Here is an 18,407-nt window from a genome sequence, read left to right on the forward strand (position 1 = left end):
CGCCCGGTTACATTCCGAACCCGGAAGCTAAGCCTTACAGCGCCGATGGTACTGCAGGGGGGACCCTGTGGGAGAGTAGGACGCCGCCGAACAATCATTGGAAAGGCCCACACCTTATGGTGTGGGCCTTTTTGTTTTTCCCGGGTGGTATTCCTTATGACGGCTGCACCAGCTTCGTGTCGTACGCCAGGATGACCGCCTGAATGCGGTCGCGGCAGCCGGTCTTCGCGAGGATGCGGCCGACGTGAGTTTTCACCGTCGACTCGGCCAGGTGCAAGCGCGTGGCTATTTCCGTGTTCGTCCAGCCCTGGCCGATGACCGTGAGGATCTCGCGTTCCCGGTCCGTCAGGGAAGCGAGGCGGGGGTCCTGCTGTCGTGCCGTCTGCGAGGCCGGGTCCGTCGGCAGGTGGTGGACGTAGGCGTCGAGGAGACGGCGGGTGAGGCTGGGGGCGACGACCGCGTCGCCCGTGGCGACCGCGCGGATGCCGGACAGGAGTTCCTCCGGCTGGGCGTCCTTGACGAGGAAACCGGAGGCGGCGGCGCGTAGGCCGGCGTAGGCGTACTCGTCCAGGTCGAAGGTCGTGACGATCAGGATGCGGGTGCGGTCGCCCGCCGCCGTGATGCGGCGGGTCGCCTCGATGCCGTCCAGGCCGGGCATGCGGATGTCCATGAGGACGACGTCGGGGTGGAGCTGGGCCGCCATGCGGACGGCTTCGCTGCCGTTCGCCGCTTCCCCCACGACCGTCATGTCGTCCTGGCTCTCCAGGAGCATGCGGGAGCCGAAGCGCTGCAGGGGCTGGTCGTCGGCGATGAGGACCGTGGTCACTGCGGGGTTTCCTCCGGGAGGTGTAGGCGGACGCGCCAGCCCTGTTCCGGGTGGGGGCGAGGGCCGGCCTCAAGTGTGCCGCCGTAGAGGGCGGTTCGCTCGCGCATTCCCGGCAGGCCACGGCCTGCGGGCGGGGTGTCCGGCGGGCCGCCGGTGCCCGTGTCCGTGATGGCGGCGGTGACGGAGGCCTTGTCGCCGTAGGCGAGGTCTATCCGCGCTGTCGCGCCCGGGCCGGCGTGCTTGAGGGTGTTGGTGAGGGCTTCCTGGATGACGCGGTAGACGGTGAGCTGGCGGCCAGGGGGGAGGGTGGGAGTGCCGTGGGTGCTGAGGTGGACGGGCAGGCCTGCGGAGCGGACGCCGTCGAGGAGGGGGGCGAGGTCCGTGAGGCCGGGTTGGGGGGTCAGGTCGGCCCGCTGTTTCTCCTCCTCGCGCAGGACGTCCAGCAGGCGGCGGAGTTCGGTGAGGGCCTGGCGGCTGGTCGTGGCGATGGCGTCGAGGGCCTGGGCGGCGCGTTCCGGGGACTTGCCGGCCGCGTACCGGCCGCCGTCGGCGAGGCCGGTGATGACGGAGAGGTTGTGGCCGATGATGTCGTGCATCTCGCGGGCGATGCGGGCGCGTTCGGCGGCGGTGGCGAGCTGGGCCTGCTGGTCGCGTTCCCTCTCCAGGCGGCGGGCGCGGTCCTCCAGGGCCTCGGTGTGGTTGCGGCGGGTGCGGACCGTGACGCCGATGAGGGCGGCCACCGTGACGGACATCAGCTGGGAGCCGATCTGCTGGTCCCAGCTGCCCTCGCCGTGGCGCAGGATCGATACGACGACCGGGGCGAGGAACAGGGCGGTGGCCCACCACAGGTGCCGCAGGGGGCGGCGCAGGGCCAGGTGGTAGACGAGGACCAGCTGGAGCAGGGAGGCCTGGAGGGCGGCACCGGTCCAGGCGTTGGCCAGGGCCAGGGGCGCCATGGCGGCGAGGACCGTCCCCGGGTGGGTGCGGCGCCAGAAAAGGGGGAGCGAGAAGCCGAGGCTGAGGGTCAGGAGGAGCCAGCCGGGGACGTCCTGACTGTGGGCGTTGTGCTTCCAGCCGTCGCCGACGTAGTCGATCAGGGCGGCCGTCGCCCAGAAGCCGGCGAAGTGCAGGTCCCACGGCAGCGGATGGCGGCGGTCGAAGGCGCGCACCCGGCGGGTGAGGCGGTGGGCGTACTCGGTGAGGGGCTCCGGCACCCGGTCTTCCGTCGTCACGGGGTCCATGGTGAGGGTTTCGGGGCCGGGTGTCAGACGTCCCGGCGGCGCAGGGCCCAGGCGGCCAGGGCCAGGGTCACCGCCGTCCACAGGAGCATGGCGAGCAGGGCGCTGCCCGGGGAGGCCGTGCCGGGCTCGGGCCGGGCCGTGGTGAGGGCCTCCAGGGCCTTGCCCGGGAAGTAGCGGACGGCGTCGCGGACGACGTCGTACGGGAGCATCGCCAGGACCTCCGGGAGGATCATGATCAGGCCGATGAAGGCGCCGATGGCCGTCGGGACCGAGCGGAGCAGGGCGCCGATGGCGAGGGCGAGGACGGCGAGGAGGGTGAGGCCGGCCGCGTTGCCCGCGAGGGCGCGCAGGACGCCGGGGTCGCCGAGGGAGGCGGCCAGGTCGGTGCCGGTGAGGAAGGACTGGGCGAGGGGGAAGGTGAGGAGGTTCGTCGCGAGGGTGAGGGGGAGGGCGATCGCGGTCAGGACGGCGGCCTTGGAGTACAGCACGGGCAGGCGGCGCGGTACGGCGGTCATGGTGGCGCGGATCTGGCCGGTGGAGTACTCGCCGGCGGTGGCCAGGATGCCCAGGACGCCGAGGTTGACGGTGGCGAACTGGGTGCCGAGGAGGGTGAACATGACGGGATCCATGCCGCCTTCGCCGGAACCGTCGTAGGCGGCGCCGAGGCCCGCGCCCATCGCGGCGGTCAGCAGGCTCGTGACCGCGAGGTTGATCCAGGTGGAGCGCAGCGTCCAGAGCTTGTGCCACTCGGAGCGCAGGACGCGGGCGGGGGTCACGCGGTAGGGGAGGGGCGTCGTGGTCATGCCGCTGCTCCTTCGAGGGTCGCCGGGTACTCCAGCGCGTCGCGGGTGAGGTCCATGAAGGCCTCCTCCAGGGAGGCGGCGTTGGGGGTCAGTTCGTGCAGGGGGATGCCGTGGGCGGCTGCCGTGTCGCCGATGTGCCGGGCGTCGGTGCCGTGGACGTGGAGGGTGCCGGGGGTGTCGGTGGTGATGTCGACGCCGGGTGCGGTGAGGAGGCGGGCGAGGTCGGGGGCGCGCGGGGTGACGACCTTGGTGGTGCCGGCGCCGGAGTCGCGGACGAAGTCGGTGACCGTGGTGTCGGCGAGGAGGCGGCCGCGGCCGATGATGACCAGGTGTTCGGCGGTGAGGGCCATCTCGCTCATCAGGTGCGAGGAGACGAAGACCGTGCGGCCCTCCGCGGCGAGGGACTTGAGCAGGTTGCGGATCCACAGGACGCCCTCGGGGTCGAGGCCGTTGACGGGCTCGTCGAGGAGGAGGACGGCCGGGTCGCCGAGGAGGGCGGCGGCGATGCCGAGGCGCTGTCCCATGCCGAGGGAGAAGCCCTTGACGCGGCGGTGGGCCACGTCGGTCAGGCCGGTGATGCCGAGGACGTGGTCGACGCGGGCGCGGGGGATGCCGTGGGTGTGGGCGAGGGCGCGCAGGTGGTGGTGGGCGGTGCGGCCGGGGTGGACCGAGCGGGCCTCCAGGAGGGCGCCGACCTCGGTCAGGGGCGCGGGGTGGGCGGCGTAGGAGCGGCCGCCCACGGTGGCGTGGCCCCGGGTGGGGGTGTCCAGGCCGAGGAGCATGCGCATGGTCGTGGACTTGCCGGCGCCGTTGGGGCCGAGGAAGCCGGTGACGGTGCCGGGTCGGACGGTGAAGGACAGGTCCGTGACGACCGTCCGGTCGCCGTAGCGTTTGGTCAGTTCGTGTGCGGTCAGCATGGTTCGATGCTGGTGCGTGCGGGGGCGGCGGGCGTCGGACCGGCGGTGGTTATCGGGGTGAGGGGTGTCGTACCGGGGTACTACGGTGGCCCGCATGAGCTATGTGATCCGGTCCGTCCGTGCTGAGGAGTGGGCTGCGGCGAAGGAACTGCGGCTGGACGCGCTGCGGGATCCGGTGGCGCACCTCGCCTTCCTGGAGACGTACGAGGAGGCCGTGGCCAAGCCGGACTCCTTCTGGCGGGAGCGGACGGCCGGTGCCGCCGAGGGCGCGGACGCGCGGCAGCAGATCATCGCCGAGGGGCCGGACGGGCGGTGGGTGGCGACGGTGACCGTGCTCGTGGAGGAGCCGGGGACGACCGACTGGGCCGGGTTCGCGGTGGAGCGTAAGCAGGGGCATCTGGTCGGTGTGTTCGTGCGGCCCGAGGAGCGCGGGAGCGGGCTGACCGAGGTGCTGTTCGACGCGGCCCTGGAGTGGGCGTGGGGGCGGGGCCTGGAGCGGGTGCGGCTCATCGTGCACGAGGAGAACGGGCGGGCGCAGCGGTTCTACCGGCGGGTGGGGTTCGTGCCCAGTGGGGTGACGGTGCCGCTCGGGGAGTCCGGGGAGCGGGAGTTGGAGTTCGTGCTGGAGCGGGACTCCGTGGGGGCGCCGCTCTCAGACGGGTAGTTCGTCGTGCGGCCAACGGGCGCGGCCCTGTTCGCGGGAGCGGAGCAGGGCCAGCGTGGGCAGGCCCCGGTCCGCTCCGGTGGCCAGCAGCTCCGGGAGCTGGGGCAGCGGGGCCACGGCCGCGACGTCGTCCAGGACGAGGGTCAGTGGTGGGTCGAGGCGACCGGAGGATGACCGTTCGGCCATGCGCCGGCCGCGCTCGACCACGCTGGAGACGAGGGCCGTCAGGAAGGGCATCGCGCCCGGGTTGGTCCTGGGGTCCTCGATGGATTCACCGACCACATAAAGCGTGCCCCCTTCGTGGACGAAGGAATCCAAGGCGAGGGCATCAGTTCGGTTCGGAGTGCAGGCCTCGCGGATGTTGACGGTGGAGAGCGCGGCGAGGGCCCGGGTGGTCAACTGCTGGGCCACGTCGCGGCGTTCCGGGTGGGCCGTGAGGGCGCCTTCGAGTTCGCCCGCGGAGCCGGGGGCGGCCTTGGGGTTGGTGCGCAGGATGCGGACGGCGTCCTGGATCTGGGTGCCCTGGGACCAGCGGTGGACGTGGCGGATGGTCCGGCCGTCGATGGCGGCGGCGTGCAGGTAGCTCCGCAGGAGGGTGGTGGCGGTGTCGGTGACGGCCTGGTCGAGCTTGGCGGTGGGGCGCACCGGGGTGAGCAGGGCGGTGGCTCTCGTCGCCGCGGTGCGCGGGTCCTCGCAGCCGGTGGTGGGGGACCAGTGGAGGCGGGACGGGGTGTTGCAGAGGTGGGTGGGGTCGTAGAGGTGGGTGGGGCCCAGTTTTGAGCGGGGGTCCTTGGTCTCCAGCCAGAGGGCGGGGTTGGAGGTGACGACCAGGGCGGGGCCTTCCGCTTCGCGTACCGCCTGGGTGGCGGTGGTCTGGCGGGTTTCCCTCGGGGCCACGAGGATCTTCTCCCACCCGCCCACTCGTCCCTGGCCGAACAGAGCGGGCGTGGCAGCCGGGGTGGGGGCCAGGGGCGCGGCCGGCTCCGGGTGGTGCGGGGGCTCGGGGGCGGCGCGGCGGGGAGTGGGTACGTCGTGCTGCGCCGGCGTCGGGGTGGCGTGCGGCGGTGGGGCGGGGACGTCGTGGTGGGCCCCGGCTGGGGCCGGGGCGGGTGTCCCGTGTGGGGTCGATGTGCCGTGTGGGGTCGATGTGCCGTGTGGGGTCGATGTGCCGTGTGGGGCCGGTGTGCCGTGTGGGGTCGATGTGCCGTGTGGGGCCGGTGTCCCGTGTGGGGTCGATGTGCCGTGTGGGGCCGGTGTCCCGTGTGGGGTCGGTGCGCCCGGGTGGGCCGTGGCCGGGGTGGCGTGCTGCGGTGGTGGTTGTTCCCAGCCCGGTGTGCCGTGGGGTGCCGGGGACCGGTGCGGCGGCGTCGGTGCGTTCGTGCCGAATGCGGTCGCTGTCCGCTCCCCGGGCGGTGCCGTCCGTTCCGCCCGGCGTCCCGCCCGGACCGCTCGCCATCTGGCCAGCGTGCCCATCACGAACACCGTCAGGACGATCAGGATCATCAGCTGGCCGATGAGCAGGCCCCAGAACAGGCCGTAGCCGGAGAGGTCGCCGGGGGGTGTGCCGGGCCAGGCGCCGGGGACATCGTGGGGCTGGGCGATGAGGTGGCGCATGGCCAGGGGCGTGCGGACGAAGGTGACCCCGGACGGCCAGGAGCCGTGGGCGAACAGGCCGGCCAGGCCCGTGGCCGTCCACACCAGCAGGGTCATGCCGAGGAGGAACGCGAGTATGCCGACGAGCAGGCCGTCGGGGATGCCTCCCTGGGTGTCCCGCGGGGTGCGGCGGTCGTCCGGTCTCACGCGTCCCTCCCCTGCGCCTACGCCACCGTCGATTCGGAATCGCCCACGTGGTGCTCCACGAAGGCCGCGGCCCTCTCCTCCGCCTCGATCTCGGCGGCGCGCAGGGCGTCGTCCGCGAGGTCGGCGGAGGACTCCGTCATCGCGCGGTCGGTGAAGACCAGCGGGCGTTCGGTCTCCGTGACCAGGTGTTTGACGACCTGGACGTTGCCGTTGACGTCCCAGACGGCGATGCCGGGGGTGAGGGTCGGGATGATCTCGACGGCCCAGCGGGGCAGGCCGAGGACCCGGCCCGTGGCCCTCGCCTCGTCGGCTTTCTGGGCGTAGATCGTCCTGGTGGAGGCCATCTTCAGGATCGCCGCGGCCTCCTTCGCGGCCGCGCCGTCGACGACGTCGGAGAGGTGGTGGACCACCGCCACGAACGACAGGCCCAGGCGTCGGCCGAACTTCAGCAGGCGCTGGAAGAGCTGCGCGACGAAGGGGCTGTTGATGATGTGCCAGGCCTCCTCGACGAGGAAGATGCGCTTCTTCCGGTCGGGGCGGATCCAGGTGTGCTCCAGCCACACGCCGACGATCGCCATGAGGATGGGCATGGCGATGGAGTTGCGGTCGATGTGGGACAGGTCGAAGACGATGAGCGGCGCGTCGAGGTCGATGCCGACCGTGGTCGGGCCGTCGAACATGCCGCGCAGGTCACCGTCGACCAGGCGGTCCAGGACCAGGGCGACGTCGAGGCCCCAGGCGCGGACGTCGTCTGTGGCGACGTTCATCGCCTCGGCCGACTCGGGCTCGGGGTGGCGCAGCTGCTCGACGATGTCGGTGAGGACCGGCTGGCGGTCGGTGATCGTCGCGTTGACGTAGGCGTGCGCGACCTTGAGGGCGAAGCCGGAGCGCTCGTCCAGGCCGTGGCCCATCGCGACCTCGATGATCGTGCGGAGCAGCGCGAGCTGGCCCGTCGTCGTGATCGCGGGGTCGAGCGGGTTGAGGCGGATCCCCATGTCCAGGGCGGCCATCGGGTCCAGGCGGATGGGGGTTATGCCCAGCTCCTGCGCGATGAGGTTCCACTCGCCGACGCCGTCCTCGCCCTGGGCGTCCAGGACGACGACCTGGCGGTCGCGGAAGCGGAGCTGGCGCAGGACGTACGTCTTCTCCAGCGCCGACTTGCCGTTGCCGGACTCCCCGAGGACCAGCCAGTGGGGGGCGGGCAGCTGCTGGCCGTAGAGCTGGAAGGGGTCGTAGATGTAGCCCTTGCCGGAGTACACCTCGCGGCCGATGATGACGCCGGAGTCGCCGAGGCCGGGGGCGGCGGTCGGGAGGTAGACGGCCTGGGCCTGGCCCGTGGACGTGCGCACCGGGAGCCGGGTCGTCTCGACCTTCCCGAAGAGGAAGGACGTGAAGGCCTCGGTGAGGACGGACAGCGGATCCCGCATCAGGTCCTACCTCCGGATGCCGGTGGCGAAGGGAAGGGTGTTCACGAAGGCGCGGTGGTGCTCGCGGTCGCACCATTCGAGCTTGAGGTACGACTTGCCGGCCGAGGCCCTTATCGTGCGCTTGTCGCGGGCGAGGGCGTCGGGGGAGCGGGAGCTGACGGTGATGTAGCCGACGAGGTTGACGCCGGCGGCGCCGCTGGCGAGGTCCTCGCCGCGCTGGTCGAGCCGGGAGTGGGCGGCCACGTCGCGGGGGTCGACCGTGCGGTTCATCTTGGCGGCGCGGGACGCCTCGGCCTCGTCGTTGGTCTTCTCGGTGAGCATCCGCTCGATGGCGACCTCGGTGGGTTCGAGGTCCATGGTGACGGCGACCGTGCGGATGACGTCCGGGGTGTGGACGAGCAGCGGGGCCAGGAAGTTGACGCCGACGGGGGTCATCGGCCACTCCTTCACCCAGGCCGTGGCGTGGCACCAGGGGGCGCGGGTGGAGGACTCGCGGGTCTTGGCCTGGAGGTAGGTGGGCTCCATGGCGTCCAGCTCGGCCGGCCAGGCGTTGCGCTTGGTCATCGCCTGGATGTGGTCGATCGGGTGGTCCGGGTCGTACATGGAGTGGATCAGCGAGGACAGCCGGCTCTGGCCGAGCGGCTGGCGGACGCGGATGTCGGCCTCCTGCAGGCGCGAGCAGATGTCGGTGAGCTCGCGGGCCATGACGACGGCGAGTCCGGCGTCGCGGTCGACCTTGCCGCCGTGGGCGCGGGCGGCGCGGGCCATGGCGTTGGCCTCGGCGGCGAGGTCGCGGGTGTAGTGCATGCAGGCGACGAGGTAGGCGCGGTGCTGCTCGCTGCTGGTCGACACCATCGACTGGAGCTGGTCGTAGGACTCCTGCAGCCAGGGCAGGGCCCTGTCGTCGCCGCGGACGGCGACGTCCTTGGCGTGGGCGTCGGGGTCGGCGGGCAGGGTGCGGGCGAGCATCTGCAGGCGGGTGACGAAGCCGTCGCCGTTGGCCACGTGCTTGAGCAGCGTGCCGAAGCGGTCGACCAGGGCCTCCTGGTCCTCGCTGTCGCGCAGGCCGACGCCGGGGCCCTCGATCTCGATGGCGGCGGTGACGGTCTTGCGGTCGGCGTGCAGCAGGACGGCGATCTCGTCGGGCCCGAAGGGCGCGGAGAGCCAGGTGATGCGGCCGATGCCGGGGGGCGGGCCGACCTCGACCTCGCGGCCGTCGAGCCGGGTGCCGGCCTCGACGGCGGTGGAGCGGTAGGTGGCTCCCCGCTTGAGGGTGCGCTTGTAGCTGCGGTTGATCTCGAACCACTTGTAGAACGTGCGGTGCTTGTACGGCACGTAGACCGCGGCCAGCGCCAGCATCGGGAACCCGGCGAGCAGCACGATGCGCAGGGACAGCACCGGGACGAGGAGTCCGCACATCATGCCGAGGAACGCGCCCACGACGATCAGGGCGATCTCGCCGGTCTCGCGGTTGCGGCCGATGATCGCGTTCGGCCGGGCGCGGCCGATCAGGTATGTCCGGCGGGGCGTGACCGGATGGGACACGTGGGACTCGGTCGTCAACGCCCTTCACCTCCCGTGCGGTTGGTACTGCTGTTGCGGGTACTGCTGGCGTGGGGTGTGTTGACGGGGCTGCTCGAACGGGGTGCGGGTGCGGCGGAGGGGACAGATCCGCCGCCGTTCGAGGTGCGCGCGCTGTGCGCGGCGACCCCGCCGGATGCGGGGTTGCTGGGCCGGGGGGAGGAGGACTGGCCGCCTCCGCCGTTGTGGTCGGCGCGGGTGCTGTGGGTCTTGATGCCCTGCGCGACGAGGGAGGCCGGGGAGCTGATGACGGCCGCGGCCTTGCTCTCGGCGCCCTGCATGATGCGGTTGTTGCGGGAGCCGGCGATCTCGTCGCCGAAGCCGGGGACGAAGCGGTAGATCATCGCGCTGGCGAAGATGGCGAGCAGGATGATGGCGAGGCCGGAGACGACGGCGGAGAAGGCGTCGGGGCCGTCGTCGGCGGACAGGGCGCCGGCGAGGCCGAGCACGATGACGATGACCGGCTTGATGAGGATGACCGCGATCATGATGCCGGCCCAGCGGCGGACGTGGCCCCAGAGGTTCTTGTCGACGAGGCCGGCGTAGACGACGGTGCCGAGCAGGGCGCCGACGTAGAGCAGGGCGGCTCGGATGACGAGCTCCAGCCAGAGGACTCCGGCGGCGAGGATGCTGACCAGGGAGACGACGATCAGCATGATGGGGCCGCCGCCGATGTCCTCGCCCTTCTTGAGGGCCTCGGAGAAGGTGCCGAAGAAGGTGTCGGTCTGGTCGCCGGTGGCTTTGGCGAGGACCTCGGTGATGCCGTCGGTCGCGGAGACGACGGTGTAGAGGATCAGCGGGGTGAAGGCGGAGGCGAGGACGGTCAGCCAGAGGAAGCCGATGGCCTCGGACAGGGCGGTGGTCAGGGGTACGCCGCGGACGGCTCGCTTGGCGACGGCCAGGAGCCACAGCAGGAGCGTGAGGATCGTCGAGGCGGCGAAGACGACGGCGTACTGCTGGAGGAACTTGGGGTTGGTGAAGTCGACGTTGGCCGTCTCCTTCACGGCGTCGCTGAGCTTGTCGACGGTCCAGGCGGCGGCGTCGGCACAGCCCTTGGCGAGGGAGGAGAGGGGGTCGAGCGTGGAGGTGGGGTTGATGGACGGATTTCCTCCGCCCGTACCGCTTCCGCTACCGGTGTCGCCCTCGCAGATGTCCCTGGCCTCGCCCCTGAGCAGATCGCACGCGTTGTTGCTGGGTGACGGGGACGGTGAGGGCGCGGCGAAGGCGCGAGTGGCCAGCAGGACCATGGCCGTCTGCACCGCCGCGACCGCGGCGCCGAGCTTGAGTACGTGATGCCTACCGGGCATAGGTGAACCCTCCGTACTCCTCGACAGCCTTGGTCATGTCCTCTGCGGTGGAGGCTCTCTGATCTCGCCCAACCGGGACCGGGCCGTCCTCCTGGGTGAAGTCGGTGACCTTCCAGTCACCGGCGACCCACTTCAACTGGTATGTCGTCGTGTACCAACTCTCGGTCACGGGGTTCGTGGAGCCCTCACCTGACAGGCCGAAGAGGGAGGTGTACCAAAGGGCGACCGTGGCGGTGCTGCCGCCGAAGGACGTGACCTTGGTGCCGACCGGGATGACGCGCGAGACAAAGGTCTGACCGCTTGGCGCGACGCCGTCCTCGTTCAGCCCGAGCTTCTCGAGGAAGCTCCGGCGGGAGTACACCTGGTCGAACGCTGACAGCTGGGTGGCAGCGACGTCGGGTGCGTACACGGTGCGGACGATCGCGTGGCGCTTCTTCGTGTTGTACATGTCGGCCGAACCGAGGGCGATGCCGTAGTTGGTGGCTGCGGACTGGGCACCTTGCTCGTCCTGGGAGTAGCCCGTGGGAATCCCACTCGTCTTGGCCCCCACCGGACGCTTGCCCGAGGGGGCCGTTGCCGAGCTCTCCGCTTTGTCGCCGCCCGCGTCGCTGCCCTCGGCACCCCCGTCCCCCCGGTTCGCGAAGGCGATGGCCGCGATCAGGAGGACGACCACTCCGACCACCGTCACCAGGCTGCGGGACGAGGAGCGGGGGGCGCGGCGCGGGGTGCCGTAGGGGTCCGTGTCGGTGTCGGGGAGGCGGGTGCGGGTCTGGCCCGTGCCACCGTAGCCGCCGGAGGTGTCACGCTCGTCACCGAGACTCATGCCGCGTACGCCCCCTCGACGTCGAACGGATACACGTACTCCTCGTACGACGGTAGCCGTGCTGGTTCCCGCGCGGGCGCGGTGTGGTGACTCGACATCAGGGAAACGCAACCTCAGCCGGTGGGCACGACGGGCGGGTGGGATGGAGGGGAGCCGGGCGTGTCCGGCCGGGGCGGACGATGCCCGGCCTACACGGCCATGCCGTACACGATGGTGAACAGCGTGCCGAGGGAGCCGATGATGAAGACTCCGGTGAGGCCGGCGATGATGAGGCCCTTGCCCTGCTCGGCGCTGAAGGTGTCCCGCAGGGCCGTGGCACCGATGCGCTGCTTGGCGGCGCCCCAGATGGCGATGCCGAGGCAGATCAGGATGGCCACCGCCATCACCACCTCGATCATCACCTTGGCCTCGTTGCCCAGGCTGCCGAAGGGGCCCCAGTCCGGAGCGATCCCGCCGATGATGGTGTTGATGTCTCCCTTATCGGCCGCAAAGAGCATGTAAGTCACCGCCCCTGTTGGGTAGTTCCGCATCCTCTGCGGTCGTGCAGAGGTCAGGCCTCATTCTCGCCGACGATGACGCTGTCGTATGTCGACTTGGCGTCATTGATTGGCGGGTTTCGTACGAATACCTTGCCACCGTTCCGCTCCGGAGCCTAAGGGGAGACGCCGGACGGTGTACGAAGGATCGTATGGTCACTCTGTGTATCACGGCATGTCACGCCGAGCAATGAGGCCTGAGCGAAACCTGGTGTGCGGTTCCGTCGTTGTGCCCTCCTGCGACCTTTCTCACCTTTCTGAACGGTTTCTGACGGCTGGTCGGGTGAGTGGTCGCGTCCGTGTTCTCCGGGTGAAGGCTACCGGCACGGCGAACGGGCCGCGGTTGTGGTTGCCGCGGCCCTGAGGGGGGCTATCCGATGGTGCAGCTGCCGTTGCTGCCGCTGGTGACGTCGTATCAGGGCGGCGGTGTTCGCGTGGGGGAATCGGGCCGGTGTCAGCCGCTGGACGGGGTGCCCGCCAGGGCGTGGACGCTCGCGGTGATCGGAGCGGCGGCGCTGGTGCCACCACAGGTGTCGTAGGCGGAGACGTGGGCCGGCCGGGGCGGCGACGGCGGCACCGCCCCGGAGGTCTCCTGCAGCATGGCCCTCGGCGCGGAGGCCGCACGGCTGTGACGGCAGGCTCACCCGGTCCGTGACTGTCCGTCGGGAGACGGCGGGTGCCCCGGGCGCGCTCACGCTGCCGTGCGCGCCTAATCCCCGGACCGCGCCCCCGCCGCGCGGACCATGCGCCGGCCGTGCCGACCGCGTGTCCGCCGCGCTGACCGCGTGCCCGTCGCGCCGGGCACGCGCCCGTCGTGACCGCCGTGCCGGCCGCGTGACCGCCGTGCCCCGTCGTTCAGGCCGCGTGTCCGCCGCACCCCCGTCGGGCCCGCCGCGTGCCCGCCGTGTGGCGGGTCGTACCTCCGTCCGCTCCTCCGTCCGCCCCGACTCTCCTCGCCGTGATCATTCCGGTGTGCGACCGCCGCCTCTACACTGAGCGACGGACTCCTGGGCGGCGAGGGGCGGTTGACGGTGCGTAAGGCGTGGATCGTGGCCAGTGTTGCGATCAGCTCGGCGCTGGCCTTCGTGATGCTGCTGGTCGTCGGCGTCTACCTCGTCGCCGGAAACCTCGTCAACGGCGTGAGCGGCGGGGCGAAAGCGTTGGCCAAGGGATCGGTGCCCGCGGCGTACGCGCCGCTCGTCGCGAAGTGGGGCAACCTCTGCCCCGCCATCAGCCCGGCCCTGCTCGCCGCCCAGCTTTACCAGGAGAGCGGCTTCAACCCCAGGGCCCAGAGCCACGCAGCCGCGCAGGGCATAGCGCAGTTCATCCCCGGCACCTGGGCCACCCACGGCATCGACGGCGACGGCGACGGCGACCGCGATGTGTGGGACCCGCAGGACGCGATCCCCTCCGCCGCCTCCTACGACTGCGAACTCGCGTCGTACGTGAAGAAGGTGGGCGGGAATCTGACCGAAAACATGCTGGCCGCCTACAACGCCGGCGCGTACGCGGTGATCAAGTACGGGGGCGTGCCGCCGTACAGCGAGACGCAGAACTACGTGAAGCGGATCACCACCCTCTCCGAGAGCTTCGCGGCGCCCGTCGGCCGGGTCGATCCCTCCCGGCAGGCGGCCGGCGCGATCGAGTACGCGCAGAAGAAGCTCGGCACGCTCTACCTGTGGGGCGGCACCGGCACCCCTGAGCAGGGCGGACGCTTCGACTGCTCCGGACTGACCCAGGCCGCGTACAAGAGCGTGGGCATCACGCTCCCGCGCGTCGCCAACGACCAGTACAACGCGGGGCCGCACCCCTCCCGGGACGAACTGCTGCCGGGAGACCTGGTGTTCTTCTCGGACGACCTCACCAATTCCCGTGCCATCCGGCATGTCGGCATTTATGTCGGAGGCGGGTACATGATCGACGCGCCGCGCACGGGTGCGGTCATCCGGTTCGACCCGATCGACACCCCCGACTACTTCGGAGCCACGAGAGTCACCGAAGATGGCGCGAAAGCGCTGCCCACGACGGTGTGAACCGAGCGTGAACCCACCCCCTGAGCTGCGACGACGTATCTCTCTTCGATAACGTCTGCGTGATCATTCGGTGGAGTGTGGAACGTATCAACGGGGACCATGCGTTCCTGGTGACGTAGCCGAGCAGACGTCAACACGCACGTGTCACGCACGCGTGCAGCGGAAGCGGATCTACAACCACGGGGGTGGCAGGAGCGGCGCACGCACGGGTGCGCCGGGAGAGACGACGAAGGGGCCGCAGCACCATGGCTGGACTCGCCGATTCCGGGTCGAACCCCGACGTCGACCTGCTGTACGACATCAATGGCCTGGCCAAGGACGCGCCGGCCTGGTTCGACCGCGTCATGGAGTACGTGGGCGAGTACGGCCTGCTGCTCGCCGTCGTCCTGCTCGTCGTGTGGTGCTGGTGGTCCGTCCGGCGCCGGGGCGAGGAGGACGCGGCGTCCACGGTCGCGGCGCTGATCTGGGCGCCCCTGGCGGCCGGTGTCGCCGTCCTGGTCAACGTGCCGATACGAGGCTTCGTGGAGCGCCCCCGGCCGTTCCTCGACCACCAGGGGCTGGAAGTGCTCGTCAAGGGCAAGACCGACTACTCGTTCGTCAGCGACCACGCGACGCTCGTCATGGCGATGGCGGTCGGACTGTTCGTCGCCAACCGGAAGTTCGGGCTGTTCGGGATCGTGCTGGCCCTGTTCGGCGGGTTCATCCGGGTCTACATGGGCGTGCACTACCCGACGGACGTGATCGGCGGGTTCGCGCTGGGCACGGCCGTGGCGCTGCTGCTGTCGCCGCTCGCCATGGCCCTGTTGACGCCGGTCGTGAAGGCGGTGGAGCGGTCGCCCCGGGCGGGGTGGCTGGTGCGGGCCAGAGGGCGGGCGACCGACGGGCGGGACGCCGTGATCCCGGAGTCCAGCAACGAGCGCGCGTCCGAGCGGGACCTGGCCGCGTGACGTCCGGCGGGGCCGGCGGCCCGGTCAGAGTGCCTGCGGGAACGTGAAGAAGCGGTTCGGATCGTACTGGTCCTTCAGCTTCGTCAGACGCGCCGCCGCGTCTCCGTAGTAGGCCTTGCGCCAGTCCTTCAGCGTCGGGTCCGGGTAGTTCTGGTAGGCCGCGCCCGAGGCGTGGGGGCGCATGTCCTTGTGGGCCGAGGCCAGCCAGGCCCGGGCCGTCGTACCGCTCGTGCCCGCGCGCCAGGCGCCGATGTACTGGGCCAGCATGCGCGAGCGGCGGTGCACGAAGGCCGTGGACGTCGGGGAGACGCGGTTGACGGCTCCGCCGAGGGCGGTGAGCGCGATGCTGCCCGTGCCGCCGCGCACCGAGCCGATCCGCGCCAGCAGCGCGCGGACGCCGGCGGGGGACAGGGAGCGGTCGAAGAAGTCCGACGCCGCCGCGTACGTCTCCCGGCCCAGGGCGCCCTTCGGTGAGCGGCCCGGCGTCGAGCCGGGCAGATGGCACTGGGCGTCCGCCGGGAACGACGAGCAGCCCGCGTACACCTCCATCGACTCCTCGTACGAGCGGCGCTTGAGGGAGACGCTGCGGGCCGGGGCGCCGACGCGGTCGGCGAGGCGGTCCACGGCGTTCTTCAGCTCGCCGTACGTGCCCAGGGAGAACGCCGCGACGGAGACGGTCGGGGTGCTGCCCGCGGCGCTCGCCAGGTGCAGCGACGACCAGATCTCGTCGGGCTGCGACGGGCCCCACTCCTGCCAGGCCCGCACCACCGCCGCCGCCTTCGACCAGGGCCAGGACAGGTATGCCGAGACGCCCTGCGGTGCCGGGTGGGTCCGGAAGTGCAGCTCGGTCACCACGCCGAAGTTGCCGTTGCCGGCGCCGCGCAGGGCCCAGAAGAGGTCCTTGTTCTCCCGGGCGTCGGCGGTGAGCTGCCTGCCGTCGGCGGTGATCAGGGTGGCCCGGGTGAGGCTGTCGCAGGTCAGGCCGTAGGCGCGGGAGACCACGCCGTGTCCGCCGCCGAGGGTGAGGCCGGAGATGCCCACGGTGGGGCAGGAGCCGGCCGGGATGGTGACGCCCTTGGCGGCCAGGGCGCGGTAGACGTCGATGAGTTTGGCGCCGGCGCCGACCACCGCGGTGGTGCCGGAGGCCCGGACGCGGTCGAGCTCGGAGACGTCGATGATCAGGCGGCCGTCGCCGGAGGACCAGCCGGCGTAGGAGTGGCCGCCGTTGCGGACGGCCACGCGCAGGGAGCGGCCGCGGGCGTAGGCGAGGGCCGTGCGGATGTCCTCGGGGTGGGCGACGTAGGCGACGGCGGCCGGCTTCAGGCCGTCGAAGCGGGTGTTGTACAGCTGCCGCGCGGTCGTCCAGGCGGCGTCGCCGGGGCGGACGAGGGGGCCGTCGAGGTCCCGGGCGAGGGCCGACCAGTCGGCGGCGGCGCGGGTGCTCGTGGTGGCCGCCGTGGTCGTGGCGCGGGGGCGCGTGTTCGTGCAGGCGGTGGCGAAGGGGGTCGCCGCCGCGGCGATCGCCGCCGTGCCGGCGGTGAGGACGGTGCGCCGTTCCATGGGGCCTCCCGGTGGTTCCGCCCTGGGAGACGGGCTGCCGGGGGCGCGGGTTCCACCGGGGCGGTGTCAGCCCGCCGCGTGCCGCTGCGCGTCCGTGCGGGCCTGGCTTCTCGCGCGTCTGGCCGGGCCGCGCCAGCCGCAGGTGCACTCGGCCCGGCAGAAGCGGCCCCTCTCCATGGTCGTCGTGCGGTGTTCCGGGAGGTGGGGGGAAGGTTCCAGCCCGTCCTGCTGCGCCACGACGACAACGGTACCCAGCGCGGGTAAAGACTTCGTATGCCGGACGGCGTGGCTCGCGTGACGGGGGCACAAACCGGTCGTTAAGCGGAACGACAGGGGGGCCCGTGACGGACGTACCGGCTGGGGGTAGGCAGGCGATGACTGGGCGGCAGCGGGAACGGCGGCGCGGGCGAACGGGTGCGGCGGTCCTCGCCGCCGGGGTCGTGGCCACAGCGGGCCTGGGAGCGGGAGGGTGCGCGGGCGGCGACGCCGTCGCCGGGGACTCCCGGGGCGGGGACGCCGTGGTGCTGCTGCACCGGGCCGCCGACCGGCTGGTGGACGCGGGGAGTTCCAAGACCCGTACGTCCATGGAGATGGCCGCTGGGGGCACCCGGGTGACCATCCGGGGAGCCGGGGTGTACGACTACCGCAAGCGGCTGGGTGAGCTGCGGGTGCTGCTGCCGCAGGATCCCGCGGGAACCGCCGAGCGCCGGACCGTCACCGAACTGCTCGCGCCGGGAGCGCTGTTCATGAAGAACCGGGGTGCCGGTGTGCCCCCGGACAAGTGGGTGCGGGTGGACACCCGGACGCTGTCCGACGGGAACCTCGTCACCGGCGGGGCCACCGACCCGTTCGCCGCGGCTGAGGTGCTGCGCGGCACGAGGACGGCGACGTACCTGGGCCGCACCGAGGTCGCGGGCACCGACGTGCGGCACTACCGGGGCACGGCGGACCTCGGGGACGCCGCGAGACGGGCGTCCCACGGCAACAAGGGGTCCCTGCGAGCGGCGGCGAAAGGGTTCGCCACGGCCGAAGTGCCGTTCGACGCCTACCTCGACGACGAGGGGCGCATCCGCAAGGTCCGCCACCGCTTCAGCTTCGTGAACGGGCAGCGCAAGAGCCCCGTCGCCGTCGCCTCGACGACCCTGCTCTACGATTTCGGGGCCCCGGCGCGGGTGCGGCTGCCGGACGACGACGACATCTACGCGGGCAGGATCGCCGAGGAGTGACCGGCGTGAACTAGCCCGTCCGTGCCATGCGCGGCGTGTAGGCCGCTCCCTACTCTAGGAAGCCGGTGACGGCAGAGACGAGGTGACGCACGTGGCTCCGGTCGGCGGTACGGCAGTTCAGGACCACGTGGCCCTCGCCGAGATCGAGCTGTGCGGGGAGCTCATCATCGCGGCCTCGGCCGCCCAGGAGCGGCTCAGCCTGGAGAGCATCGACGAGGTGCTGAGAGTGGCCGAGGAGCGGGACGCCCCCGGCAGCTGAACCCGGGCCGGCTCGCCGGCCGGTCACCGGGCCGGATCACGTCCGCAGCATGCGGGCGATCGCCTGGGTCGCCTCCTTGACCTTCGCCTCGACCTCGTCGCCGCCCTTGACGGCGGCGTCGGCGACGCAGTGGCGCAGATGCTCCTCCAGCAGCTGCAGGGCGAAGGACTGCAGGGCCTTAGTGGAGGCGGAGACCTGCGTGAGTATGTCGATGCAGTAGACGTCCTCGTCGACCATGCGCTGCAGGCCGCGGATCTGGCCCTCGATCCTGCGCAGCCGTTTGAGGTGCTCGTCCTTCTGCTTGTGGTAGCCGTGCACGCCGTGGTCGTGGTCCGTGACGGCTTCGGCGCCGGTGGCCGCGGTGCCGGTGGTGACATTCGCGACATCTGCGGTGCCGGTCACGTCCGTCATCGCGTCCTCCTGGTGACAGTGGGCGGATATATACCCCTGGTGGGTA

19 protein-coding genes and 1 rRNA gene are annotated in these 18,407 nt (G+C 71.6%); 6 read left to right on the forward strand and 14 right to left on the reverse strand.

Annotation, left to right across the window (positions count from 1 at the left end):
- A 5S ribosomal RNA gene (gene rrf / locus ABTZ58_RS11385) occupies positions 1-92 on the forward strand; the annotation flags it as partial.
- 62 nt (positions 93-154) lie between these two features.
- Here rrf and ABTZ58_RS11390 read toward each other — a convergent pair.
- Genes ABTZ58_RS11390 through ABTZ58_RS11405 form a run of 4 tightly spaced genes read right to left on the reverse strand, consistent with a single transcriptional unit; the run spans position 155 to position 3,787 of the window.
- A complete protein-coding gene (locus ABTZ58_RS11390) occupies positions 155-826 on the reverse strand; it encodes a response regulator (RefSeq protein WP_351353703.1) in 672 nt (223 codons plus the stop codon).
- Positions 823-2,067, reverse strand: a complete 1,245-nt coding sequence (locus ABTZ58_RS11395; RefSeq protein ID WP_351353706.1) for a sensor histidine kinase — start codon at positions 2,065-2,067, stop codon at positions 823-825. Before ABTZ58_RS11395 ends, ABTZ58_RS11390 begins: the two co-directional genes overlap by 4 nt.
- Before the next feature lie 23 nt (positions 2,068-2,090).
- Positions 2,091-2,870 (reverse strand): ABC-2 transporter permease, encoded by a 780-nt coding sequence (locus ABTZ58_RS11400; RefSeq protein WP_351353709.1) that lies wholly within the window; start codon positions 2,868-2,870, stop codon positions 2,091-2,093.
- A complete protein-coding gene (locus ABTZ58_RS11405; protein ID WP_351353712.1) occupies positions 2,867-3,787 on the reverse strand; it encodes an ABC transporter ATP-binding protein in 921 nt (306 codons plus the stop codon). Before ABTZ58_RS11405 ends, ABTZ58_RS11400 begins: the two co-directional genes overlap by 4 nt.
- Positions 3,788-3,881: 94 nt before the next feature.
- On the opposite strand from ABTZ58_RS11405, the gene ABTZ58_RS11410 reads away from it, so the two are divergent.
- Positions 3,882-4,451 carry a GNAT family N-acetyltransferase gene (locus tag ABTZ58_RS11410; RefSeq protein ID WP_351353715.1) on the forward strand — a complete coding sequence of 190 codons (570 nt, stop codon included), beginning with the start codon at positions 3,882-3,884 and terminating at the stop codon, positions 4,449-4,451.
- On the opposite strand, the gene ABTZ58_RS11415 is transcribed toward ABTZ58_RS11410, so the two are convergent.
- From ABTZ58_RS11415 to ABTZ58_RS11445, 7 genes are all read right to left on the reverse strand, one after another.
- The gene (locus ABTZ58_RS11415; RefSeq protein ID WP_351353718.1) at positions 4,440-6,251 is read right to left on the reverse strand and encodes a TraM recognition domain-containing protein; all 1,812 of its coding nucleotides are present in this window, start codon (positions 6,249-6,251) and stop codon (positions 4,440-4,442) included. The two genes, ABTZ58_RS11410 and ABTZ58_RS11415, sit on opposite strands and share 12 nt — an antisense overlap.
- Before the next feature lie 17 nt (positions 6,252-6,268).
- Positions 6,269-7,678 (reverse strand): ATP-binding protein, encoded by a 1,410-nt coding sequence (locus tag ABTZ58_RS11420; RefSeq protein WP_351353721.1) that lies wholly within the window; start codon positions 7,676-7,678, stop codon positions 6,269-6,271.
- A gap of 6 nt (positions 7,679-7,684) precedes the next feature.
- The gene (locus tag ABTZ58_RS11425; protein WP_351353724.1) at positions 7,685-9,241 is read right to left on the reverse strand and encodes an SCO6880 family protein; all 1,557 of its coding nucleotides are present in this window, start codon (positions 9,239-9,241) and stop codon (positions 7,685-7,687) included.
- Positions 9,238-10,566, reverse strand: a complete 1,329-nt coding sequence (locus ABTZ58_RS11430; RefSeq protein ID WP_351353727.1) for a hypothetical protein — start codon at positions 10,564-10,566, stop codon at positions 9,238-9,240. The genes ABTZ58_RS11425 and ABTZ58_RS11430 overlap by 4 nt, the downstream gene beginning before the upstream one ends.
- Positions 10,556-11,389 carry a hypothetical protein gene (locus ABTZ58_RS11435; protein ID WP_351353730.1) on the reverse strand — a complete coding sequence of 278 codons (834 nt, stop codon included), beginning with the start codon at positions 11,387-11,389 and terminating at the stop codon, positions 10,556-10,558. Before ABTZ58_RS11435 ends, ABTZ58_RS11430 begins: the two co-directional genes overlap by 11 nt.
- Positions 11,390-11,577: 188 nt before the next feature.
- Positions 11,578-11,886, reverse strand: a complete 309-nt coding sequence (locus tag ABTZ58_RS11440) for a DUF8827 family protein (RefSeq protein WP_004000049.1) — start codon at positions 11,884-11,886, stop codon at positions 11,578-11,580.
- A 493-nt stretch (positions 11,887-12,379) separates the two neighbouring features.
- Positions 12,380-12,526, reverse strand: a complete 147-nt coding sequence (locus ABTZ58_RS11445; protein WP_351353733.1) for a hypothetical protein — start codon at positions 12,524-12,526, stop codon at positions 12,380-12,382.
- 430 nt (positions 12,527-12,956) lie between these two features.
- On the opposite strand from ABTZ58_RS11445, the gene ABTZ58_RS11450 reads away from it, so the two are divergent.
- Positions 12,957-13,958: an NlpC/P60 family protein gene (locus ABTZ58_RS11450; protein WP_351353736.1), complete on the forward strand. Its 1,002-nt coding sequence runs from the start codon at positions 12,957-12,959 to the stop codon at positions 13,956-13,958.
- 245 nt (positions 13,959-14,203) lie between these two features.
- Complete coding sequence (locus tag ABTZ58_RS11455) at positions 14,204-14,905, forward strand: phosphatase PAP2 family protein (RefSeq protein WP_309095788.1); 702 nt, start codon at positions 14,204-14,206, stop codon at positions 14,903-14,905.
- Positions 14,906-14,929: 24 nt separating this feature from the next.
- Here the strand turns inward: ABTZ58_RS11455 and ABTZ58_RS11460 are convergent, their stop codons facing one another.
- The gene (locus tag ABTZ58_RS11460; RefSeq protein ID WP_351353739.1) at positions 14,930-16,465 is read right to left on the reverse strand and encodes an FAD-binding oxidoreductase; all 1,536 of its coding nucleotides are present in this window, start codon (positions 16,463-16,465) and stop codon (positions 14,930-14,932) included.
- Positions 16,466-16,531: 66 nt separating this feature from the next.
- Entirely contained in the window at positions 16,532-16,702 is a 171-nt protein-coding gene (locus tag ABTZ58_RS11465) for a hypothetical protein (protein WP_351353742.1), read from the reverse strand.
- A 137-nt stretch (positions 16,703-16,839) separates the two neighbouring features.
- Here ABTZ58_RS11465 and ABTZ58_RS11470 point away from each other — a divergent pair, with 137 nt between their 5' ends.
- Entirely contained in the window at positions 16,840-17,691 is an 852-nt protein-coding gene (locus tag ABTZ58_RS11470) for an SCO4651 family lipoprotein (protein WP_351353745.1), read from the forward strand.
- A 91-nt stretch (positions 17,692-17,782) separates the two neighbouring features.
- The gene (locus tag ABTZ58_RS11475; RefSeq protein WP_309095797.1) at positions 17,783-17,950 is read left to right on the forward strand and encodes a hypothetical protein; all 168 of its coding nucleotides are present in this window, start codon (positions 17,783-17,785) and stop codon (positions 17,948-17,950) included.
- Between the two features lie 36 nt (positions 17,951-17,986).
- Here ABTZ58_RS11475 and ABTZ58_RS11480 read toward each other — a convergent pair whose 3' ends face one another.
- Positions 17,987-18,361 (reverse strand): metal-sensitive transcriptional regulator, encoded by a 375-nt coding sequence (locus tag ABTZ58_RS11480; RefSeq protein ID WP_351353748.1) that lies wholly within the window; start codon positions 18,359-18,361, stop codon positions 17,987-17,989.
- Positions 18,362-18,407 lie beyond the last annotated feature (46 nt).

The sequence above is a fragment of the Streptomyces sp. NPDC094143 genome, assembly GCF_040303825.1.
Lineage (GTDB): Bacteria > Actinomycetota > Actinomycetes > Streptomycetales > Streptomycetaceae > Streptomyces.